The sequence below is a fragment of the Pseudomonas brassicacearum genome, from assembly GCF_003732225.1.
Taxonomy (GTDB): domain Bacteria; phylum Pseudomonadota; class Gammaproteobacteria; order Pseudomonadales; family Pseudomonadaceae; genus Aquipseudomonas; species Aquipseudomonas brassicacearum_E.
Map to the genome: position 1 here is coordinate 86,363 of NZ_MOBJ01000007.1, position 18,922 is coordinate 105,284.

General features: G+C 58.3%; 14 protein-coding genes. 9 read left to right on the forward strand and 5 right to left on the reverse strand.

From position 1 onward, the window contains the following. The first annotated feature begins 112 nt into the window (after positions 1 to 112). Positions 113 to 2,851: a winged helix-turn-helix domain-containing protein gene (locus tag BK659_RS10390; RefSeq protein ID WP_123424992.1), complete on the forward strand. Its 2,739-nt coding sequence runs from the start codon at positions 113 to 115 to the stop codon at positions 2,849 to 2,851. Between the two features lie 25 nt (positions 2,852 to 2,876). On the opposite strand, the gene BK659_RS10395 is transcribed toward BK659_RS10390, so the two are convergent. After that, positions 2,877 to 3,791, reverse strand: coding sequence for a LysR substrate-binding domain-containing protein (locus BK659_RS10395; RefSeq protein WP_123425284.1), 915 nt, complete (start codon positions 3,789 to 3,791; stop codon positions 2,877 to 2,879). Between the two features lie 245 nt (positions 3,792 to 4,036). Between BK659_RS10395 and BK659_RS10400 the strand changes: the two genes are divergently transcribed. The 5 genes from BK659_RS10400 to BK659_RS10420 all read left to right on the forward strand — a co-directional run bounded on the left by BK659_RS10400 (position 4,037) and on the right by BK659_RS10420 (position 9,943). Continuing rightward, positions 4,037 to 5,527: an aldehyde dehydrogenase gene (locus BK659_RS10400; protein WP_123424993.1), complete on the forward strand. Its 1,491-nt coding sequence runs from the start codon at positions 4,037 to 4,039 to the stop codon at positions 5,525 to 5,527. Positions 5,528 to 5,549: 22 nt separating this feature from the next. After that, positions 5,550 to 6,920, forward strand: a complete 1,371-nt coding sequence (locus tag BK659_RS10405; protein WP_123424994.1) for an aspartate aminotransferase family protein — start codon at positions 5,550 to 5,552, stop codon at positions 6,918 to 6,920. A 399-nt stretch (positions 6,921 to 7,319) separates the two neighbouring features. Continuing rightward, positions 7,320 to 8,306, forward strand: coding sequence for an ABC transporter substrate-binding protein (locus BK659_RS10410; protein WP_123424995.1), 987 nt, complete (start codon positions 7,320 to 7,322; stop codon positions 8,304 to 8,306). A 9-nt stretch (positions 8,307 to 8,315) separates the two neighbouring features. Further along, positions 8,316 to 9,119 carry an ABC transporter permease gene (locus tag BK659_RS10415; RefSeq protein WP_123424996.1) on the forward strand — a complete coding sequence of 268 codons (804 nt, stop codon included), beginning with the start codon at positions 8,316 to 8,318 and terminating at the stop codon, positions 9,117 to 9,119. Continuing rightward, a complete protein-coding gene (locus BK659_RS10420) occupies positions 9,107 to 9,943 on the forward strand; it encodes an ABC transporter ATP-binding protein (RefSeq protein WP_123424997.1) in 837 nt (278 codons plus the stop codon). The genes BK659_RS10415 and BK659_RS10420 overlap by 13 nt, the downstream gene beginning before the upstream one ends. 804 nt (positions 9,944 to 10,747) lie before the next feature. On the opposite strand, the gene BK659_RS10430 is transcribed toward BK659_RS10420, so the two are convergent. Both BK659_RS10430 and BK659_RS10435 read right to left on the reverse strand, forming a co-directional pair. Beyond that, positions 10,748 to 12,073, reverse strand: a complete 1,326-nt coding sequence (locus BK659_RS10430; RefSeq protein WP_123424999.1) for a sensor histidine kinase — start codon at positions 12,071 to 12,073, stop codon at positions 10,748 to 10,750. Then, entirely contained in the window at positions 12,058 to 12,741 is a 684-nt protein-coding gene (locus BK659_RS10435) for a response regulator transcription factor (RefSeq protein WP_123425285.1), read from the reverse strand. The genes BK659_RS10430 and BK659_RS10435 overlap by 16 nt, the downstream gene beginning before the upstream one ends. A gap of 129 nt (positions 12,742 to 12,870) precedes the next feature. Between BK659_RS10435 and BK659_RS10440 the strand changes: the two genes are divergently transcribed. Both BK659_RS10440 and BK659_RS10445 read left to right on the forward strand, forming a co-directional pair. Then, entirely contained in the window at positions 12,871 to 13,131 is a 261-nt protein-coding gene (locus tag BK659_RS10440; protein WP_123425000.1) for a hypothetical protein, read from the forward strand. A gap of 264 nt (positions 13,132 to 13,395) precedes the next feature. Further along, a complete protein-coding gene (locus BK659_RS10445) occupies positions 13,396 to 13,896 on the forward strand; it encodes a methylated-DNA--[protein]-cysteine S-methyltransferase (RefSeq protein ID WP_123425001.1) in 501 nt (166 codons plus the stop codon). Between the two features lie 174 nt (positions 13,897 to 14,070). On the opposite strand, the gene BK659_RS10450 is transcribed toward BK659_RS10445, so the two are convergent. Further along, complete coding sequence (locus BK659_RS10450) at positions 14,071 to 14,655, reverse strand: hypothetical protein (RefSeq protein WP_123425002.1); 585 nt, start codon at positions 14,653 to 14,655, stop codon at positions 14,071 to 14,073. Between the two features lie 267 nt (positions 14,656 to 14,922). Continuing rightward, positions 14,923 to 17,751 carry an HD domain-containing protein gene (locus tag BK659_RS10455; RefSeq protein ID WP_123425003.1) on the reverse strand — a complete coding sequence of 943 codons (2,829 nt, stop codon included), beginning with the start codon at positions 17,749 to 17,751 and terminating at the stop codon, positions 14,923 to 14,925. 454 nt (positions 17,752 to 18,205) lie between these two features. On the opposite strand from BK659_RS10455, the gene BK659_RS10460 reads away from it, so the two are divergent. Next, positions 18,206 to 18,577, forward strand: coding sequence for a DUF6124 family protein (locus BK659_RS10460; RefSeq protein WP_123425004.1), 372 nt, complete (start codon positions 18,206 to 18,208; stop codon positions 18,575 to 18,577). Positions 18,578 to 18,922: the final 345 nt, after the last annotated feature.

The following is an 18,922-nucleotide window of genomic DNA, read 5'->3' on the forward strand; positions in this document are numbered from 1 at the left end:
GATCGTAGTCTTTTTGTAGCCATTTGTAGCAGGAACCTTCAATCCGATCCGGTTTACCGCTAGTCTGCGGACATCTGCAATGCCGACAACAGCACTTCAACAAGAGTTGGCTATGACTGACCTGTTCCGAATCCAAAGGCCATCCAGCGCGGCAATGCCTGTGCTGGAGGGGCGTTTTTACCGGCCACCCTTGCCCGACGGCTATGTGCTGCGGCCTCGTCTGTGCGAGCGGCTGAGCGCCGGGTTGCAGGGGCGATTGCTGTTGGTCAGCGCGCCGGCGGGGTTCGGTAAAAGCTCATTGGCGGTGGAGTTCTGTCAGAGCCTGCCAGCGCATTGGCAAAGCCTCTGGTTGGGGTTGAGTCCGCGCGACAATGATCCCGGGCGCTTCCTCGAACGGCTGCTTGAAGGCCTGCAAAACTATTTTCCACAGCTGGGCAGACAGGCCCTTGGCCTGCTGAAAATGCGTCAGCGCCATCAACCGTTCGCCTTCGAAGAATGGCTGGACGGGCTGCTCGACGAACTGGCGACTCACTTGTCACCGAGCACGCCGCTGCTGCTGGTTTTGGATGACTACCATCTGGCCCAGGGCCCGGTGCTCGATCGCTGCCTGCAATTTTTCCTCAATCATTTGCCCGAAGGCCTGCTGGTACTGGTGACCAGTCGCCAGCGCCCCGACTGGCATCTGGCGCGCTTGCGTCTGTCGCGGCAATTGCTTGAGCTGCACGAACAGGACCTGCGCCTGACTCACGACGAATCCCAGGCCCTGCTGGATCGACACAGCAGTTCATTGCGTGGCGAGGCGCTGGAGAGTCTGATCCAGCGCAGCGAAGGCTGGGTCGCGGGGCTGCGTTTCTGGTTGCTGGCCGCCTCCGAAGCACGCAATGGCGGCGCGTTGCCGCAGCCGCTGCACGGTGGCGAAGGCTTGATACGCGACTACCTGCTTGAAGAAGTCATCGATTGCCTGCCCGCCGAGGTGCAGTCATTTTTGTACGACACCGCGCCGCAAGAGCGCTTTTGCAGCGAACTCTGCGACGCCGTGCGTGAAGCCCATGACAGCGCCGAGATCCTGCGTTTTCTGCTGTCGCATCAGGTGTTCCTGGTGCCGCTCGACGAGCACGGCCATTGGTATCGTTATCACCATCTGTTTTCCGACCTGTTGCGCAGCCGGCCGATCGCCAATGCCATGGTGCCCACCGCCAGCCTGCACCTGCGCGCCTGTCGCTGGTTCAACGCCCAGGGTTTGCTCGATGAAGCGGTGGAGCAGGCATTACGCGCCGGGCACCTGGATGTAGCGGCGAACCTGGTACAGAACCTTTCCGAAGAACAACTGCTGGCCGAACAGAACGTCGGCATGCTGCTGCGCTGGAAAATGGACTTGCCCGACAGCCTGCTGATCAGCACCCCAAGGTTGATCGTGTTGTACAGCTGGGCGCTGGGATTGGCCTGTCAGCTCGACGCTGCCGAAGAGTTGGCGAGCCACTTGAGCCGCTTCCTGCCGGCGCCTTCGGCCACCGCGCAAAAATCCATGTTGGCGCAATGGCTGGCACTGAGCGGGATCATCGCCCGTGGTCGCGGCCAGCGTGAGCTGACGTTGGTGTACTGCACCGAAGCGCTGGAGAGCCTGCCGCACAAACGCTATGGCCAACGCTTGATGTGCCTGTCGACCTTGTCCAACCTGGCGATCGCCGACGCAGACCTGTGGCGTGCCCGGGGTTTGAACCGTGAGTCGCTGGAACTGGCGCAACGGGTTGGCAACCCGCTGTTCGAAGCGCTGGCCCATTACGACCGCGCGCGAGTGCTGCAAGCGCGGGGGGAAATTCTCCGTTCGCTGGACGAAGTGCATCAGGGCCAGCAACGCTTGCAGGGTTTATCGCCGCAGCGGCTGTACGCCGTTCGCGCACGCCTGACCTTGTATGAAGGTTTTCTGCTGACCCTGCGCATGCAACCCGAAACCGGGCTGGCGCGTTTACGGACGGGGCTGAACGAAGCGCGAGCCTGTCGCGATATCAGCGTGCTGATCGGTCACTGCGTGATCGCCAAGCTTGAGGGCGCCAAAGGCGAGTTCGCCAAAGCCTTCGCCGAACTGGCCGAGGCCGAACGGCTGATGCACATCTGGGACGTGCCGCCGATCTACTACCTGGCGATGATCACCCTGGTCAAATGCGAACTTTGGCTGGCTCAGGGCCGTACCGACCTGGCCGAAGCCTGGCTGGCGCGACTGGGCCAGACCTACAACGGCGAACAGGCAGCGGCGCCACCGGAGTTTCATCCGCAAATGCCGCTGCACATCGAATTGCAGCAAGCGCTGCTGGAGTCCATTCAAGGGCAGCCGATGCTGGCCGAAGGGCGCCTCAATGCGCTACTTGAGCACGGGCAGAAGACCGGACGGCAGATGCTCTGTGTGATGGCGTTGAGTCAGAAGGTTGCGCTGCTGCTGAATCATGGCCGTGAACCCGAGGCACGTCAGGCCCTGGGGCAGGCCTTTGAGGCTGCGGCGGGTGGCGTCCTGCAACCCTTCGAGTGGTTACTGCGTGAGCGCCCGGACTGGCTGCGTGAGCAACTGCTGAACTGCCCGCCCGGTGCACTGCGAGAGAGCCTGGTCGAACGCTTGCCCCAAGCGGTTGTGCGCGAGATGGTTGAGCCGCAGCACCCCAGTGAAGCCCTCAGTGCCCGCGAACAGGCAGTACTGCAATTGATCGCCCAAGGCTGCTCGAACCAGGAAATCAGCGATCAGCTGTTTATCTCGCTGCACACCGTCAAAACCCACGCCAGCCACATCAACAGCAAACTCGGCGTCGAACGCCGCACTCAGGCGGTGGCCCGGGCCAAGGAATTAGGGTTGTTGGCGTAATGCCCAACAGCCTTTTGTTGATTGATCACGGGTGGGCCTTCGCGGTCAGCTGCTCCCGACAATAATCCGCAAACAACTGCGCCGGTTTGGTCAGTTGCCCGCGTTTGAGCCAGGCCGCCACCAACCCCGAACCGGTCACCTCTTCGACAATGTCCACGCACACCACTTTCTGCCCGTCGTAGGTGCATTCCGAATGCGGTCGGGTGACCAGAATCGAAAAGCCGAAACCCTGGCCAACCATCCCGCGCACCATCTCGATCGACGGCGAGCTGAAGGCAATTCTTGGCGTCAATCCGAGCTCTTCAAACAAGCTGACGAAGTAGGTTCGGCTCGGCTGCACGTCGAGCAGAATCATCGGTTCCAGGCACAGGTCACGCAGGGACACCTGCGCTTGCCGGGCAAAACGATGATCGGCTGGCAACAGCGCATAAGGCCGTTGCGCCGGCATCAGTGGTTCGGTTTCGATGGTGGCGTCCAGGTCGTGCTCGTAAAGGATCGCCAGATCGAAAGCGCCCGAGGTCAAATTCTGCACCAGCTCTTGCTGCTCGCCGTCGCGGATGCGGATTTCCACCCCCGGATACAGCGCCGAGAACCCGGCAATCAATTGCGGCAGGTACAACGGCGCAACCGTTTCAAAGCAGCCGATATCGATCTGCCCGGACACCACGTCGTTGTCGGCCAGGGCGTTCTGTTCGAACTCCTTGGCCATGCGCAGCAGCTCCTGAGCCTTGCGATAGAAGCGTGCGCCGCTGGGTGTCAGGGAAACGCCCTGGGCGTGGTGACGGATCAGCAGTTGCACGCCAAAGCTGTTTTCCAGGCCCTTGATCGCCGTGGAAATCGACGGCTGGGCGATATACAGCTTGCGCGATGCCTCGGCGACGCTGCCGCATTCGACGGTGGTGATGAAGTACTTCAATTGACGCAGATTGTAGGCAGCCACAGCAAACCTCGGGGTGGATGGATTCGACTTCAGCCTCGACCGTTGAACCCAAGCAATGTGCGCACCGCCCTTATCCGCTTGGGCGACGGTCTTGTTGTGTTTGAACAATAACCACATGGCGCGCACGCAGGGAGTTTAGCTAGCCAGTTTTTTCATCGCCTGCGACCACATATTTACTATTTTTCCCCGGCAGCAGCCTGAGCCACCATCGATTGCACAATAAAAAGTCCAAGGAGCATCCGAACGTGTTCGAGCTTGAATATTGGCAAGGCCAGGCCGCCGCGCTGCAGTTTCGTACCCAGGCGTTGATTGATGGCAAACAACGGCCGGCGCAATCCGGGCAAACCTTTACCGCGATCAACCCGGCCACTGGCGCCGTGTTGGCCGAGGTGGCCGCGTGCGGCAGTGAAGACGTCGATGCAGCGGTGATCAGCGCACGGCGGGCGTTTGAGTCGGGCGTGTGGTCGGCGCGTTCGCCCAGTGAGCGCAAACAGGTGCTGCTGCGTTTGGCCGAGCTGATCATGGCCAACCGCGAAGAACTGGCGCTGCTCGATTCGCTGAACATGGGCAAACCGGTGATGGATGCCTACACCATCGACGTGCCGGGCGCCGCCGGGGTGTTTCGCTGGTACGCCGAAAGCCTCGACAAACTCTACGACCAGATCGCCCCGAGTGCGCAGAACGTGCTGGCGACCATCACCCGCGAAGCGCTCGGCGTGGTAGCAGCGGTGGTGCCGTGGAATTTTCCGTTGGACATGGCCGCGTGGAAACTCGCGCCGGCACTGGCGGCCGGCAATTCGGTGATCCTCAAACCGGCCGAGCAATCGCCGTTCTCCGCCTTGCGTCTGGGTGAGCTGGCGCTGGAAGCGGGTGTGCCGGCAGGCGTACTGAACGTGCTGCCGGGCCTCGGTGAACAGGCGGGCAAGGCCTTGGGTTTGCACCCGGATATCGATTGCCTGGTGTTCACCGGCTCGACCGAAGTCGGCAAATATTTCATGCAGTACTCGGCGCAGTCGAACCTCAAACAGGTGTGGCTGGAGTGCGGCGGCAAGAGCGCCAATCTGGTGTTCGCCGACTGTCAGGACCTTGACCTGGCGGCGCAGAAAGCTGCGTTCGGGATTTTCTTCAATCAGGGTGAAGTCTGTTCCGCCAACTCGCGGCTGCTGGTGGAGCGTTCGATTCATGACGAGTTCGTCGAGCGCCTCAAGGCCCAGGTCGAACGCTGGCAGCCGGGCGATCCGCTGGACCCGTCGAGCACTGCTGGGGCGATTGTCGACAGCCGGCAAGCGGCGCGGATCATGAAGTTCATCCAGCAGGCTGAGCGTCAGGGAGCGAAGCGCGTGTGCGGTGGTCAGCAGTCGACCTTCAACGGCTCGGACAACTTCATTCAGCCGACGATTTTTACCGGCGTGACGGCGGACATGCCACTGTTTCGCGACGAGGTATTCGGCCCGGTATTGGCAGTCACTGCATTCGATGACGAGGCCCACGCCTTGCAACTGGCCAACGACAGCGTTTACGGTCTGGCGGCGTCACTGTGGACCGACGACCTCAATCGCGCCCACCGCGTGGCGCGGCAATTACGTGCGGGTACAGTGTCGGTCAACAGCGTCGATGCGCTCGATGTGACGGTGCCTTTTGGCGGCGGCAAGCAGTCCGGTTTTGGCCGTGACCTGTCGCTGCACTCATTCGATAAATACACCCAGTTGAAGACCACCTGGTTTCAACTGCGCTGACAATAAAAACGGAGAACTGGCGATGACCACCCCACGTGACACCCGCGACTACCAGGCCGCCGATGCTGCGCACCACATCCACGCGTTCGTCGATCAGAAAGCCCTCAACGACGAGGGGCCACGGGTGATGGTCCGTGGCGACCGCCTGCATCTGTGGGACAACGACGGTCGGCGTTACCTCGATGGCATGTCCGGGTTGTGGTGCACCAACCTCGGTTACGGGCGCAAGGACCTGGCGGCTGCGGCGAGCCAGCAGCTGGAGCAGTTGCCGTACTACAACATGTTTTTCCACACCACCCACCCGCAGGTGATCGAGCTCTCCGAGCTGCTGTTCAGCCTGCTGCCGGGGCACTACAGCCACGCGATCTACACCAACTCCGGCTCCGAGGCCAACGAGGTGTTGATCCGCACGGTACGGCGCTACTGGCAGGTGCTGGGCAAGCCCGAGAAGAAAATCATGATCGGCCGCTGGAACGGTTACCACGGCTCGACCCTGGCCGCCACCGCGCTGGGCGGGATGAAGTTCATGCACGAAATGGGCGGGATGATTCCGGACATCGCGCACATCGACGAACCGTACTTCTTCGCCCACGAAGGCAACCTCACGCCAGCCGAGTTTGGTCTGCGGGCGGCGCGTCAACTCGAAGAAAAGATTCTTGAACTGGGTGCCGACAAGGTCGCCGGGTTTATCGCCGAGCCATTCCAGGGCGCTGGCGGAATGATCTTCCCGCCAGAAAGCTACTGGCCGGAAATTCAGCGGATCTGCCGCAAGTACGACGTGCTGCTGTGCGCCGATGAAGTGATCGGCGGTTTCGGTCGTACCGGCGAATGGTTCGCCCACGAGCACTTTGGTTTTGAACCCGACACCTTGTCCATCGCCAAGGGCCTGACCTCGGGTTACATCCCCATGGGCGGGCTGATTTTGTCCAAGCGCATGGCACAGGTGCTGGTGGAGCAGGGCGGGGTGTTTGCCCACGGCCTGACCTATTCCGGGCACCCGGTCGCGGCGGCGGTGGCGATTGCCAACCTCAAGGCCTTGCGCGATGAAGGCGTGGTCACGCGGATCAAGGATGACATCGGGCCGTACCTGCAAAAGTGCCTGCGCGAAGTGTTCGGTAATCACCCGTTGGTGGGTGATATCCAGGGCGTGGGCATGGTTGCGGCCTTGCAGTTGGCCGAGGACAAAACCAGCCGCAAACGCTTCGCCAACGAGAACGACATCGCCTGGCGCTGCCGCACGATTGGTTTCGAAGAGGGGGTGATCATTCGTTCGACCCTGGGCCGGATGATCATGGCCCCGGCGCTGATTGCCACGCGTGAAGAAGTCGATGAACTGGTCGGCAAAACCTTGCGTGCGGTGGATCGTACGGCGCAGGAGTACGGCCGGCTCTGAGATTGCCGGAAGGTCCTGCGGACCTTAATCGCGAGCAAGCTCGCTCCCACATTGGATGGGTGTCGGTCTCGGTAATGTGACCAACGCAGATCCCTGTGGGGCGAGCTTGCTCGCGATTGCTTTTGCCCATTCAACCCATTCCCCACGTCTTGCACCCACCCCGGGCATCCCCGCCCATGGCGCCCTTTTGCAGTGCGCGCTACCGAGGTTTTTCTTCATTCGCGGCGACATATTTCCTCGTTTTCCTATGGTCTCCCTTGGGCCAACATCAACCTTGCCAGTCAGCCGAACGCTGACCACCTTAAGGTCCATTCAGAGACCGCACCGAGTCACTGTTCGAGGCCGCTGGCCGTACTGCCCCGCAAGACAAAACTAAATCAACAGCTGTGGGAGTGCTCCATGATCAAGTCCTTGCTAACCCGTTTCGCTCAACCCCTCGCCATCACCGCCATCGCTGCCGGGGTCGCCACCAGCGCCCAGGCCGGCACCCTGTCCATCGGCCACACCACGTGGGTCGGCTACGGCACGTTGTACCTTGCCCAGGACATGGGTTACTTCAAGGAGAACGGCCTGACCGTCGAACTGCCGGTGGTGGAAGAGGCCTCGATGTACATGGCCGCCCAAGCCTCGGGTCAGTTATCCGGCTCGGCCTCGACCATCGATGAAGTGCTCAAGTACCGTCCGCAGTTCTGCTTCAAGGCAGTCGCGGCACTGGATGACAGCCATGGTGGCGACGGTGTGTTGGTGGGCAAGGACGTCATGAGTCTGCAAGAGCTCAAAGGCAAAGCCGTGGCGGTGAACGAAGGTTCGACCTCGCAGTTCTGGCTCTCGTACCTGCTGAAAAAGAACGGCATGAAAATGAGCGACATCACCGTGCAGAACATGACCGCCGACGATGCCGCCACCGCGTTCATCGCCGGTCGTGTGCCGGCCGCCGTGACCTGGGAACCCCATCTGTCGATGGTCCGCGACAAGAAGCAAGGCAAAGTACTGATCGACAGCAGCACCACCCCCGGCGTGATCGTCGACGTGGTGGCGCTCAACTGCAACGTCATCGAAAAACAACCGGAGGACGTCAAAGCGCTGGTCGCCGGTTTGTACAAAGCGGTGAAGTACACCCAGGACCATCCGGACGAGGCCTACGCAATCATGGCCAAAGGCGTCGGCGGTTACCTCGCCGATCCGAAGGAACTGGCCGCTGCCGCCAAAGGCGTGCGCTTCTACGATCAGGCGATGAGCGAAAAACTCCTCGGCTCGCCGGGCAACCCGGGTGACAGCGCGGCGCTGATAAAAATCGCCAATGAAACCGCCAGCGAACTGCAAGGCAAGCCCTACAACGTCAGCCACGACGAACTGGTCGACAACCGCTTCGTCAGCCCGCTGTAGGAGGTGGCCATGTTCAAGCGAAATTCATGGTTGAGCCGCTGCATCACGCCCAAGACCGGCTTGCCGGTCAAGGTGATCTGGAGCGCCAGCGGCCTGGCCTGGGTGCTGCTGGTCGGCCTTTGGGCCGGGTTGTCTTATGGTGGCGTGGTGCCGGGCATGTTCCTGCCGACACCCGGCGCGGTACTCGATGCCGCCGTGCGCCTGGCGCGCGACGGCACACTCGGGGTCCACGTTTGGGCGAGCCTGGAAGTGGTGATGGTCGGCTTCATCGTCTCGTCGCTGGTGGCGGTGCCGTTGGGGCTGCTGATGGGCAGCTTCCGCATCGTCCAGGCGTTCCTCGAACCGATGGTCAACTTCATCCGCTACCTGCCGGTGACCTCGTTTGTGCCGCTGTTCATCCTGTGGATCGGCATCGGTCTGGAGCAGCGGGTCTCGGTGATCATCTTCGGCGTGTTCTTCCAGCAATTGGTGATGATCGCCGATGTCTCCAAAGGCATCTCCAAGGACCTGATCAACGCCTCATACACCCTCGGTTCGAACCGCCGCGACGCGGTGCTGCACGTGATCGCCCCGGCCTCGTTGCCGGGTGTGCTCGACACCTTGCGCGTCACCATGGGCTGGGCCTGGACGTACCTGGTGGTCGCCGAACTGGTGGCCGCTTCCAGTGGCCTCGGCTACCTGAGCCTCAAAGCCATGCGCGGCTTTCAGGTGGATGTGATCTTTCTGGCAATCGCGATCATCGGCCTGCTGGGCCTGGTCACCGATCAATTGTTCCGTTTCCTTCGACTGAGGATCGCCGCATGGGCTCAGTAACCGCTGCCAATCATCGCTTCACCACACCCACTGCAGCGTCGGTGCAGGCCGCGCCACGGTTGCAAGTGGACAAGGTCAGCCTGCGTTACCAAAAGCCCGACGGCGGGATTTTCACCGCGCTGGAAAAGGTCTCGTTCGAAGTGCCGGACCAGCAGTTCGCGGTGCTGGTCGGGCCTTCGGGCTGTGGCAAGTCCAGCCTGCTGTACCTGACGGCAGGCCTGGCCGAACCCACCGAAGGCGAGATCTACGTCGGCGGCCAGCACGTCGAAGGCCCCGGTGCGGATCGCGGCATGGTCTTCCAGAGCTACACGCTGTTCCCCTGGCTGACCGTGCGGCAAAACGTCGAGTTCGGCCTCAAGCGTCGCGGCATGCCTGCGGCCCAGCGCAAGGAAATCGTCGACTACTACGTCAACGAAGTCGGTCTGACCGGCTTCGCCGACAACTATGCCAAGCAACTCTCCGGCGGCATGATGCAGCGCGTGGCCATCGCCCGCGCCCTGGCCAACGACCCGCAAATCCTGCTGATGGACGAACCTTTCGGCGCCCTAGACAGCCAGACCCGCCTGCAAATGCAGCAACTGCTGCTGCGGGTCTGGGGCAACAGCAAGAAGACCGTGCTGTTCGTCACCCACGACATCGACGAAGCGATCCTGCTCGGCGACCGGGTCTATGTGATGGGCGCTCGGCCTGGGCGGATCAAACAGATTCTCGATGTACCGATCGAACGCCCACGCACCCTGGACATGGTCATGGAGCGCTCGTTCATCGAGATGAAGCGGGAGATCTTCGGCTTGCTGCACGATGAGCTGGAGGAGGCACATTAATCGGCTGCCCGCCGTGGCGAAGGGGGGCGGCGGTTATGGGGTTCGGGCCAACACATGACCCGTAGCAGCTGCCGAGCCCGCGAGGCTGCGTTCGGCCGCACAGCGGTCGTCAAATCAGGCAGCGCGTTCTTCCCGTTAAGTTCTGTGCTCAGGATTGGCGAGGACTTTGTCCGAACGCTGCCCGCCTCGAACGCAGCCTCGCAGGCTCGGCAGCTGCTACGGATTGCGTACTGGCTTAACGGCCTGTACGGGGCTGGGGCAATGCATGACGAGTTGGAGGAGGCACATTAATCGGCTGCCCGCCGTGGCGAAGGGGGGCGGCGGTTATGGGGTTCGGGGCAACACATGACCCGTAGCAGCCGCCGAGCCCGCGAGGCTGCGTTCGGCCGCACAGCGGTCGTCAAATCAGGCAGCGTGTTCTTCCCGTTAAATTCTGTGCTTAGGATTGGCGAGGACTTTGTCCTCGAACGCAGCCTCGCAGGCTCGGCAGCTGCTACGGATTGCGTACTGGCTTAACGGCCTGTACGGGGCTGGGGCAATGCATGACGAGTTGGAGGAGGCGCATTAATCGGCTGCCCGCCGTGGCAAAGGGGGGCGGCGGTTATGGGGTTCGGGGCAACACATGACCCGTAGCAGCTGCCGAGCCCGCGAGGCTGCGTTCGGCCGCACAGCGGTCGTCAAATCAGGCAGCGCGTTCTTCCCGTTAAGTTCTTTGCTTAGGATTGGCGAGGACTTTGTCCTCGAACGCAGCCTCGCAGGCTCGGCAGCTGCTACGGATTGCGTACATCAGGGCAAGCCCCTCGCCTAAATCCTGCTGATGGACGAACCCGGGAGCTGTTGCGGCGCCTGAGCCGAAAAGTTCAGGGTGACTGTGAAGCGGTTCTTTTCCGGCGCGACCTCGATGTGCCAGCCCAGTTTTGCGCAGAGCTGGCGCATCAGTTCGAGCCCGAGGCCGTAGCCGAAATCGGCGGATTCCTGATGCTGTTGGGTGTCGCGTATCCGGTTGACGATGCGCAGTTGCAGCTGTTCGAAGGTGATCTCGACGCTGCCATCGTCAGCGTATTGCAAGGCATTGCGCAGAAAGTTACCCACAACGATGCGGCACGCGGTCAGGGGCAGCCGGCAAGGTTCGTCGCTGATGTGCAGGATCAATTCGATATCGCGTTTGCCAATCAGGTAGCGGTGTTCTTCTATCAGCTCATTGAGTAGCTGGCGCATGTCGAGCGCTTCTTCCGGTAGCGCTTCCGGGCTCTCGCGGCTCATCCACAACAAGGTCTCGGCAATCCGTTGCATGTTCAGCACCGAGCGCTCGATCCGCTGCAAGGGCGGCGGCAGTTCGCCGCCGGACTGCACGGCGAGCAATTCCACATTGGCCTTGAGCACCGCCAACGGCGTACGCAGTTCATGGCTGGTGTAGCGCAGCAGACGCTCCTCACGCAGGCTCGCGGCTTTGACCTGTTGCACGCTGTGGGCCAGCGAATCCGCCAGCACATTGAACTCGCGAAAAATGAAATGCGGTCGGCCATTCGGCGCCGCATCGAGGCTTTCCAGGGTGGTCGACCATTGCGTCAGCCGACCGAGCGGCCGGACCACCCACCACACCAGCAGGGCGATGATGATCAGCGCGGGAACGAACACCGCCAGACCGATCATGCTGATCATCGCCAACTCGTGTTCCAGGTAGGCATCGGACAACGGCGTCTCAACCACGCCACCTTCTTCATGGTCGTGATCGGTGTCGTACATATACAGCGTTTTACCGTCGTACAACGGGTGGATCAGAATGGCCGTGCCGTCATCATCGTCATCGGAGTCCATGTCGCCGAAGAACTGCACGGCGCCAAACACCATGCTCGGCTTGGTGTCGAGCAGGTCACGGACCTCTTTCGGCAGGGCCTCCTTACCGACAGCACTTTTCAGGAAGTAATTATCGGGCGGCGGAGTCGTCGGGTCCTGCTGGTAATGCCGGGCGAAGTATTGCGCTTCCTCTTCCATCATCGCGCTGGCGGTAAACAGCAACCCGCGCATGGTGTACACCGGCAGTAACTGGTTATAGATGATCAGCACCACGGCAATGATCAACAGCAGGCTGCCGCTGATCACCCACTTCAGGCTCAGGCCTTTGCGCATGTCGTCCCCAACTGAACACCGATACCGGGCAAGGTGTGGATCAGTGCGGTTTCGAAGTCCTTGTCGACGGCCTTGCGCAGACGGTGCATGTGCACCTTGAGCGTGTTGCTGTCCGGCAGTTCGTCGCCCCAGATCGCTGCTTCGAGACGCTCGCGATTGACCGGCGCGGGACTGGCGCGCATCAGGCATTCGAGCAACGTCCAGCCGGTCGGTGACAGGTGCAGCTCCTGACCGTTGCGACTGACCTTGCGGGTTGAAAGATCCATGATCAGGTCGGCGACTTGCAGCCGACTGGCCTGACCACTGCGGCGCAGGCTCAGGGCACGAATCCGTGCAACCAGTTCCGGTAGTTCGAACGGCTTGACCAGATAATCGTCGGCCCCGACCGAGAAACTCGCCAGCTTGTCGGCCAAGGCATCCAGCGAGGTGAGCATCAGAATCGGTGTCTGATTGCCGTGCTCGCGCAACTTTTTGCACACCTGCTGACCGTCCAGGCGCGGCAGCATGATGTCCAGCAAGATCACGTCATAGTGCTGAGCGAGCGCCAGGTTCAAACCCATCTGCCCATCACTGGCGTGGTCGCAGACAATCCCGGTGATCTCCAGGTACTCGATGACAGTGTTCGCCAGGTCGAGGTTGTCTTCGACCAACAGCAGATGAATATGCACGCACAGACCCACGGTTTTTCACTAGTGGGGCAGAGGATAGCGGAGTTACCTTTCATCGCGACAATGTTCACCTGACGTTAACCCGCTGCTCCTTATCGTGACGGCGTGTTTCAACAACAGGACCTCGACATGCAACCCGCAGGCTCGGAAAAGGAAGGCGACCACTACACCGCACAGTTTGTTTTTTGCTTGCTGCTGGTGCTGTGCATCGCCCTTGGCATGGGCATTTATATCTCCAAACTGAATACCTGGATCAGCAAGAAAAAAGCCTATTTGGCAACCCACTCGCTCGAGTGTGGCAAAGGGCAGGGCGCATTCATCATCGACCCCAGCGGTAAGCGCAATAATTGCTATTTTGTTGAAGATGCCGAGGCGGCTGAAGCTGAATAGCGGGCAGTACCGGTGGCATCCGCGCGCAAATCGTACGCAAATCCGTAGGAGCTGCCGCAGGCTGCGATCTTTCAGGGCAACCAACACTTAACTGCCAGGCAATAGGCAGTGCGGGTGGCATCAGCCTACAAAATTCAACCGCAAGAAACGTAGTTCTTGCGTTTAAACACACAATTACTCTGAATGCGTCCTCTGACAAAGATGAACGATCGCCTTCAACGTCCAACGACGTCCGAAGCCCCCGTCGGATCAAGGAGTCAAACCATGTCGTACGTATTCAAACTGATGAAATCCCCTGTTGGCACCCTCACCCTGGTCGCCAAAGGCAGCAAACTCTGCGCGATCTTGTGGGAAAACGACAAACCCGACCGCGTTCGCCTCGGCCCATTGCACGAAGATATCCACAGCCCGGTGCTGCTGGAGGCTGAGCGCCAACTCAATCAGTACTTTGCGGGTGAGCGTGATTGCTTTGAGCTGGAGCTTGATTTTGCCGGCACTGACTTTCAGCAGAAGGTTTGGCACGCGCTGCTGACCATTCCGTTTGGGGAGACGCGGAGCTATAGCCAGATTGCGGTGCAGATTGGTAATCCGAAAGCGGTTCGGGCTGTTGGCGCCGCGAACGGTAAAAATCCGCTCTCGATTGTTGCGCCTTGCCATCGGGTGATTGGGGCTTCAGGGAGCTTGACCGGGTTTGCGGGTGGGTTGGGGGCGAAGCAGTTTTTGTTGGGGTTGGAGGGGAGGGGGACGTTGGGGTTGGCTTTCTGAAGGGGGTTGGGCGAATTGCGTCAGCAGTGGAGAAGGTGAGCTCAAAGGCCAGTTAACTGGTCTTTGAGGGGGGCAGCGCGCAAAAAAAGCGAATGTTTTAGTTTGTAGTCATTGGATGATGGCGCGGCGCAAGTTGATCGGGGTTTTATTCGCAAGCAGACCACTTCCGACTGATTACGACCCCGAGCGGTCATTCACTATCGTGGACACCGAAGGCAGTCCGCTGGAAAGACTTATTAGGCCGTGTTCGGCGACTAAATCCGCAAGCACAACTCCCGCTCGTTCGATCTCTAGCTGGTTGTTCGCTATGAACGACGTAATATGCGTCGTGCGATTTCTTTTCCGGCTATCGTGCGGAACCTTTCCCTGTGCAATCGGCGGAGCACCGTATAGGGAGATATGCGCGTATATTAGGTCTCGTTCACGCTGGAGCTTTTGTGTATCTGTTTCGAATACGGTGAGCCCTAGCTGCCAGCCTGCGTGGAAGTACTGCGATAGTGTGAAGTTATTTCCGGAGTCGGCTCCAACGGTTGCTGTTGGTGTTAGGTGTTGTCGGAATCGAACCCCCGTCGCGTCGGACTCACGCATTGCCTCACCGATATAGAGAATATTGCTTTCTCCTTTTGGATACGGAATCAATTTCTTCGAGAGGAAGTAGGCGTAGACTACATTGACCCCGCTTTGAAGGCCCGGGTTGTTCTTTAGAGCAGCTAGCTCTTCTCTATTTGAGATTCTAGGAATGCAGATAATCTGCCGCATATGGAATGACCTGGCGATTGAGTTAGGAGAAGTAAAAAATTAGACCGATGTATTTTGTATCGGTGACTCTAGTCTCAGATTGGCATTTTTAACAAAGAATAAATTTTCCCCTGTTTTACCGCATTAGCATCCGACTGCTTGCGACCAAAAATAACCATACGCTAACGAGGCTATAGAGCAACCAATATGTGCCCCCAACGTCTGAGTTCAGCGGCCGCTGAAGGCGGACCGCTGGAGCGAAGGGTTAGGTACCACTTCGCACTTATACTAACGGGGGCGTTGCTGCAAAACTGGTGAGCGGACTAGCTGATTCCATACCTCTGCAAATGCAGAAGGCTGAGTGTCAGTAGTTTCTTTCCGCTTAGCGTCGCTATCAAAGTAGAGAAACGTGATTCCGAAAGCTTCTGAGTCGTTAAGTTCTGCACACACAGAGGTTAGGTCGAGCGTCAGTGCGGGAACAATTCCAGATGCCCAAAGTCCCCATCCACCGAGATCGACCTCTAGAGTCAACCTATTCCATTGACTCCGTGGTACGTTCCCAGGCGTGACAAGCTCAGCGACATCTGTTTTGCGAACAAGTATCCGCCGCCCCACCACTCCTAGTGGTACAAAAAAACCAGTTGACTTTCCATGGTAGTCGAAGCCGCCGATTGAGTCGCGCAGGAAGTTAGTTCTACTTACTTTAGTGTGGCTGATGCCTTCTACGGCCACATAATGCTCGGCCCATTCGGTGAACGATGGAGACGTGAATGCTCCGCGTTTGTTCGATATGTTGACTGCATCGATGACAATGCTCGTTACCTCTGCCGCTCGCAGAAGATCGGCGTCAGTCGGAATGATCCCGGTCTTTGAGAGCACCACAGGAGCAGTATTACTGCGATATTCATTTTTTGACGATAGGCCAAGTATTCGAGGCTTGATGGAGAGCAACACATTTTCGGGTGTGATGCCTGGGTTGAGATTCTCAAACGTCTGAATTAATCGGGTGACAAGGTAGTCCGAAATGTCGAGAGCAAGTTCTCTCTCGAATTCGGTACGGCCTGTGGCTACCTCGTCGCGTTGCAGGTTGATGGGGAATCGTCCATCAGCATCAAATACAACCAAACTGGGCGGCCTTGCAGCAATAGTGCCTAGCTCATTCGAAATTTCAGGTGTTAGCTTATAGCTGCTTCGGCAAACCCATACGCCATTACAGATGACCAAACTTTCGGGTTGCCCCCATCGCTCAAGCGTCTCATAGCTCCAAATTACATCGTCGTACCCTTCGGCGGTGATGCGGCGCCACTTGGTTGAATCGAGAGGGGAGTCACACTCTGGGACTACGTACCTCTGCTTGAGGTTAACCTGTGTGTCTGTAGCGAGAATTCGTTGTACGTTCGGACTCGTAAGGCAATACCAATCCCATAATTCGTCATCCTTGATGAGTTTGGCTACGACCTCATCTGATAATGGGATCTCGATCCGGGTTCCCGCGTGAAACTTACATGGTGTCACCTCGATCGACTCTGAACCTTGTTTGCACGAAAATGTAATCGCATTGTCTTCCGCATCGTAGATAGATCGAGTAGTAACTCTAATCTCGGGCCCAAGTAGGAAGGCCGCGAGTAAACCTATTCCAAAACGACCTGTTCGGTGGACTGTAGAATGACCACTAGATTCGTGATTCCTCCTCCATATATCGCTGCGTCGAAAAGATGCACCAATATTTAGAAGATACTTGTCGACTACGTCGGGAGTCATGCCGACGCCGAAGTCCTCAATAATTAGCTTTGCATTCGTATCCTCAGGAAAACTTAAGGTGACGATTACATCATCGCTTGGTTTGAACGTAGAAGTGACTAACCCCTTCACTATCAAGTCATCACGTTCCCGGCAAGCATCTACAGCGTTTTGAACTAGCTCGCGGATTCCAATCTCTGGCTTTTCACCATAAAGTGGCATAACTAGCAAGTCCATTAGCTCAGCGCTAGCAGTCTTGAATCTAAAGTCGCGCGGAAGATACGGTGGGCGCCGTTTTTTCCAGAAAGAGTCCGGGTCATCGAGATTGGATCTGATACGTCTGATTGTAATTCCAAGAGAGTTGAGAGGTGGGAGCCGCCCATAGACCTCACCGAGTACTGCCCAGCTTTTGTCTAGCTCAGTCTGAATGTCGCGCAGCAAGCTCCGCATCCCTAAGAACGTTACGGCGCTCTCTGGTTCACAGTCCACAAAGATAGCTTCTGGGTCGTCGTGCGCTTGGTTGATCTCGCGAACAGACATATGCTTGCGCCACTCGCCGCGTGATACTGGACTAACGAGTGATTTAAGTCGGAGTAGCTGTCCTGGAGCTCGTGAGGAATGAATCTGAAGGTAGTCTGCTATGCGCAACACCATCATTACAAAAGGAGCTCGGCAGTTGCGGTGTACACGTCGCTGGTTAGGTTCGAGCACATCAACAGCCGACCGGATGGAGGAGTTGTGACTCCTTGCCACGTATCCCGAAAGGTCCATTAGATCCTTAAACTCACCATCTGCGAGAGCGACTGGAGAGTTTGGCCCCGGTATTCCGGAGATAGCGATTTCATGCGCAAGTCTCGCGTGATGTCGCCGGAGGAATTCACCAATTAGTAATCGATGCTTGAATGTCAGGTCGAGCTTGTTTGATGGGACGTCTTGAACCGGATCAGAGTTTCCAAATAGCGCATGTAACTTGCGCTGGTCAAAGCGGCGTGCCTCCGAGAGGAATTGGTCCCAAAGAGCTGGCCACCCTATCTCACCTTGGATGTAGCGAGATGGTGCTGGCTGATAACTACCACCTATCAGGGAAAAAAAGCCGTCTTCGGAAATATGGAGGGCACAATCGTGCAGGAGTACGGACAGTACGATGACGGCGCCATCTTCAGCTGTTAGATGCGGCCACGATTCGTCAGATATTAGCCCTTCGGCGGTAAGCAATACTTCTGTTAAGTGCTTCAGACTGTGATCAGTATACTCGTGGAAGAAAACGGTTCTGTTGTCGAGAGTCCACGGCTCAACAATTGCCAGTGCTTTTAGCACTACGGCGTTCAGAGCATGGTCTCGACTTATGAGTTCTTCGATACGAGGCGGTAAGTGCATTTGAATGTTCTCTGCTGGAGCGCTGTATTTGCGAAGGTAGCGAGAGGTATAGGTTCGTTATGCACCATGCCGACACATCCCTTTGCGTACTTGGTTCAGAAGCTTGGAGCCTAGCGCGTGGCAGAGACAAAATACAACCGGGAAGCTGGTCGTAGGCGGAATTTACTGTAGTGACAGGAAGCTCATTTTTTCGAGCAATCGCTCTTGGCCGTTCCCTATCAGGTGCGATTTGCAAGATTTGAAGCAGAATGGGGGTAGCATTACCTGATTCAGTCCTACGAGGCGGCTACAACTATACGGGCTTGGTGAGAATGCTCTGACAGCTTTTCAAGGTTGCCGGGTGGGAAGGTATGTGGATAACCTCCGGGTGTCGCTGCCAATTCAGCGACCGGGTTTAGCGACCTGAACAGGTATAGGTGATACAGCACCCAAAACTTTGTTTAGGAGCTTCACCATGCACAACGACACTTCCAATACTACAGAAACCCCAGGCACTTCCCCTTACGCCTCCACCGACTCTAAAAAACTCCACGACGCTGCCGAGCGGGCGCTGGATCATTACCTCAAGCCGCCGTTTGTTCAGGCGCCGCTGTCCGATAAGCGTCCTTCCAATATCTTTACGGTGATCCCCGATCTGGATAACGAAACCTTGCTGGCGCATGCCTCGGAAACCTTGGCGTCGCTGAATGTGATGGCCAGTGATCTGGCGTTTGAGCTGGAGGGCACGCGGCGGCATGTGGCGTTGGCGATTCAGCAGATGATTTCGTTGGGGGAATTGTTGGTGAATCGGGCGTTGGATAGTTTTGATCAGCCGGAGGCGCCGTAGCACCATAGTGTGGCCAGCAGGGGGCAATACATTCTGTAAACCGAAGCGAGTCTGGTGTGGGAGCGGGCTTGCTCGCGAAAGCGGACTGACAGTCAACTGAGGTGTTGAATGTGATGGCCTCTTCGCGAGCAAGCTCGCTCCCACATTTGATCTTTGTTGTTTGGAGCCTTGCGTTCGCTCAACTGGCTGGCAGTAAGGCCCACTCCCTCGATTGATCATGTGCCGCCCCCGTAGGAGCTGCCGCAGGCTGCGATCTTGGTGATGGGTGGGGTTGCGGCAAGATTGAGGTCAAAAGATCGCAGCCTGCGGCAGCTCCTACAGAGGAATGCGTACCCCCGAGCTGCC

Coding starts and splice junctions, on each gene's coding strand:
- BK659_RS10420 (WP_123424997.1), top strand. CDS start 9,107: ATGGGCTCAGTAACCGCTGCCAATCATCGCTTCACCACACCCACTGCA.
- BK659_RS10390 (WP_123424992.1), top strand. CDS start 113: ATGACTGACCTGTTCCGAATCCAAAGGCCATCCAGCGCGGCAATGCCT.
- BK659_RS10405 (WP_123424994.1), top strand. CDS start 5,550: ATGACCACCCCACGTGACACCCGCGACTACCAGGCCGCCGATGCTGCG.
- BK659_RS10460 (WP_123425004.1), top strand. CDS start 18,206: ATGCACAACGACACTTCCAATACTACAGAAACCCCAGGCACTTCCCCT.
- BK659_RS10410 (WP_123424995.1), top strand. CDS start 7,320: ATGATCAAGTCCTTGCTAACCCGTTTCGCTCAACCCCTCGCCATCACC.
- BK659_RS10455 (WP_123425003.1), bottom strand. CDS start 17,751: ATGCACTTACCGCCTCGTATCGAAGAACTCATAAGTCGAGACCATGCT.
- BK659_RS10430 (WP_123424999.1), bottom strand. CDS start 12,073: ATGCGCAAAGGCCTGAGCCTGAAGTGGGTGATCAGCGGCAGCCTGCTG.
- BK659_RS10445 (WP_123425001.1), top strand. CDS start 13,396: ATGTCGTACGTATTCAAACTGATGAAATCCCCTGTTGGCACCCTCACC.
- BK659_RS10440 (WP_123425000.1), top strand. CDS start 12,871: ATGCAACCCGCAGGCTCGGAAAAGGAAGGCGACCACTACACCGCACAG.
- BK659_RS10415 (WP_123424996.1), top strand. CDS start 8,316: ATGTTCAAGCGAAATTCATGGTTGAGCCGCTGCATCACGCCCAAGACC.
- BK659_RS10450 (WP_123425002.1), bottom strand. CDS start 14,655: ATGCGGCAGATTATCTGCATTCCTAGAATCTCAAATAGAGAAGAGCTA.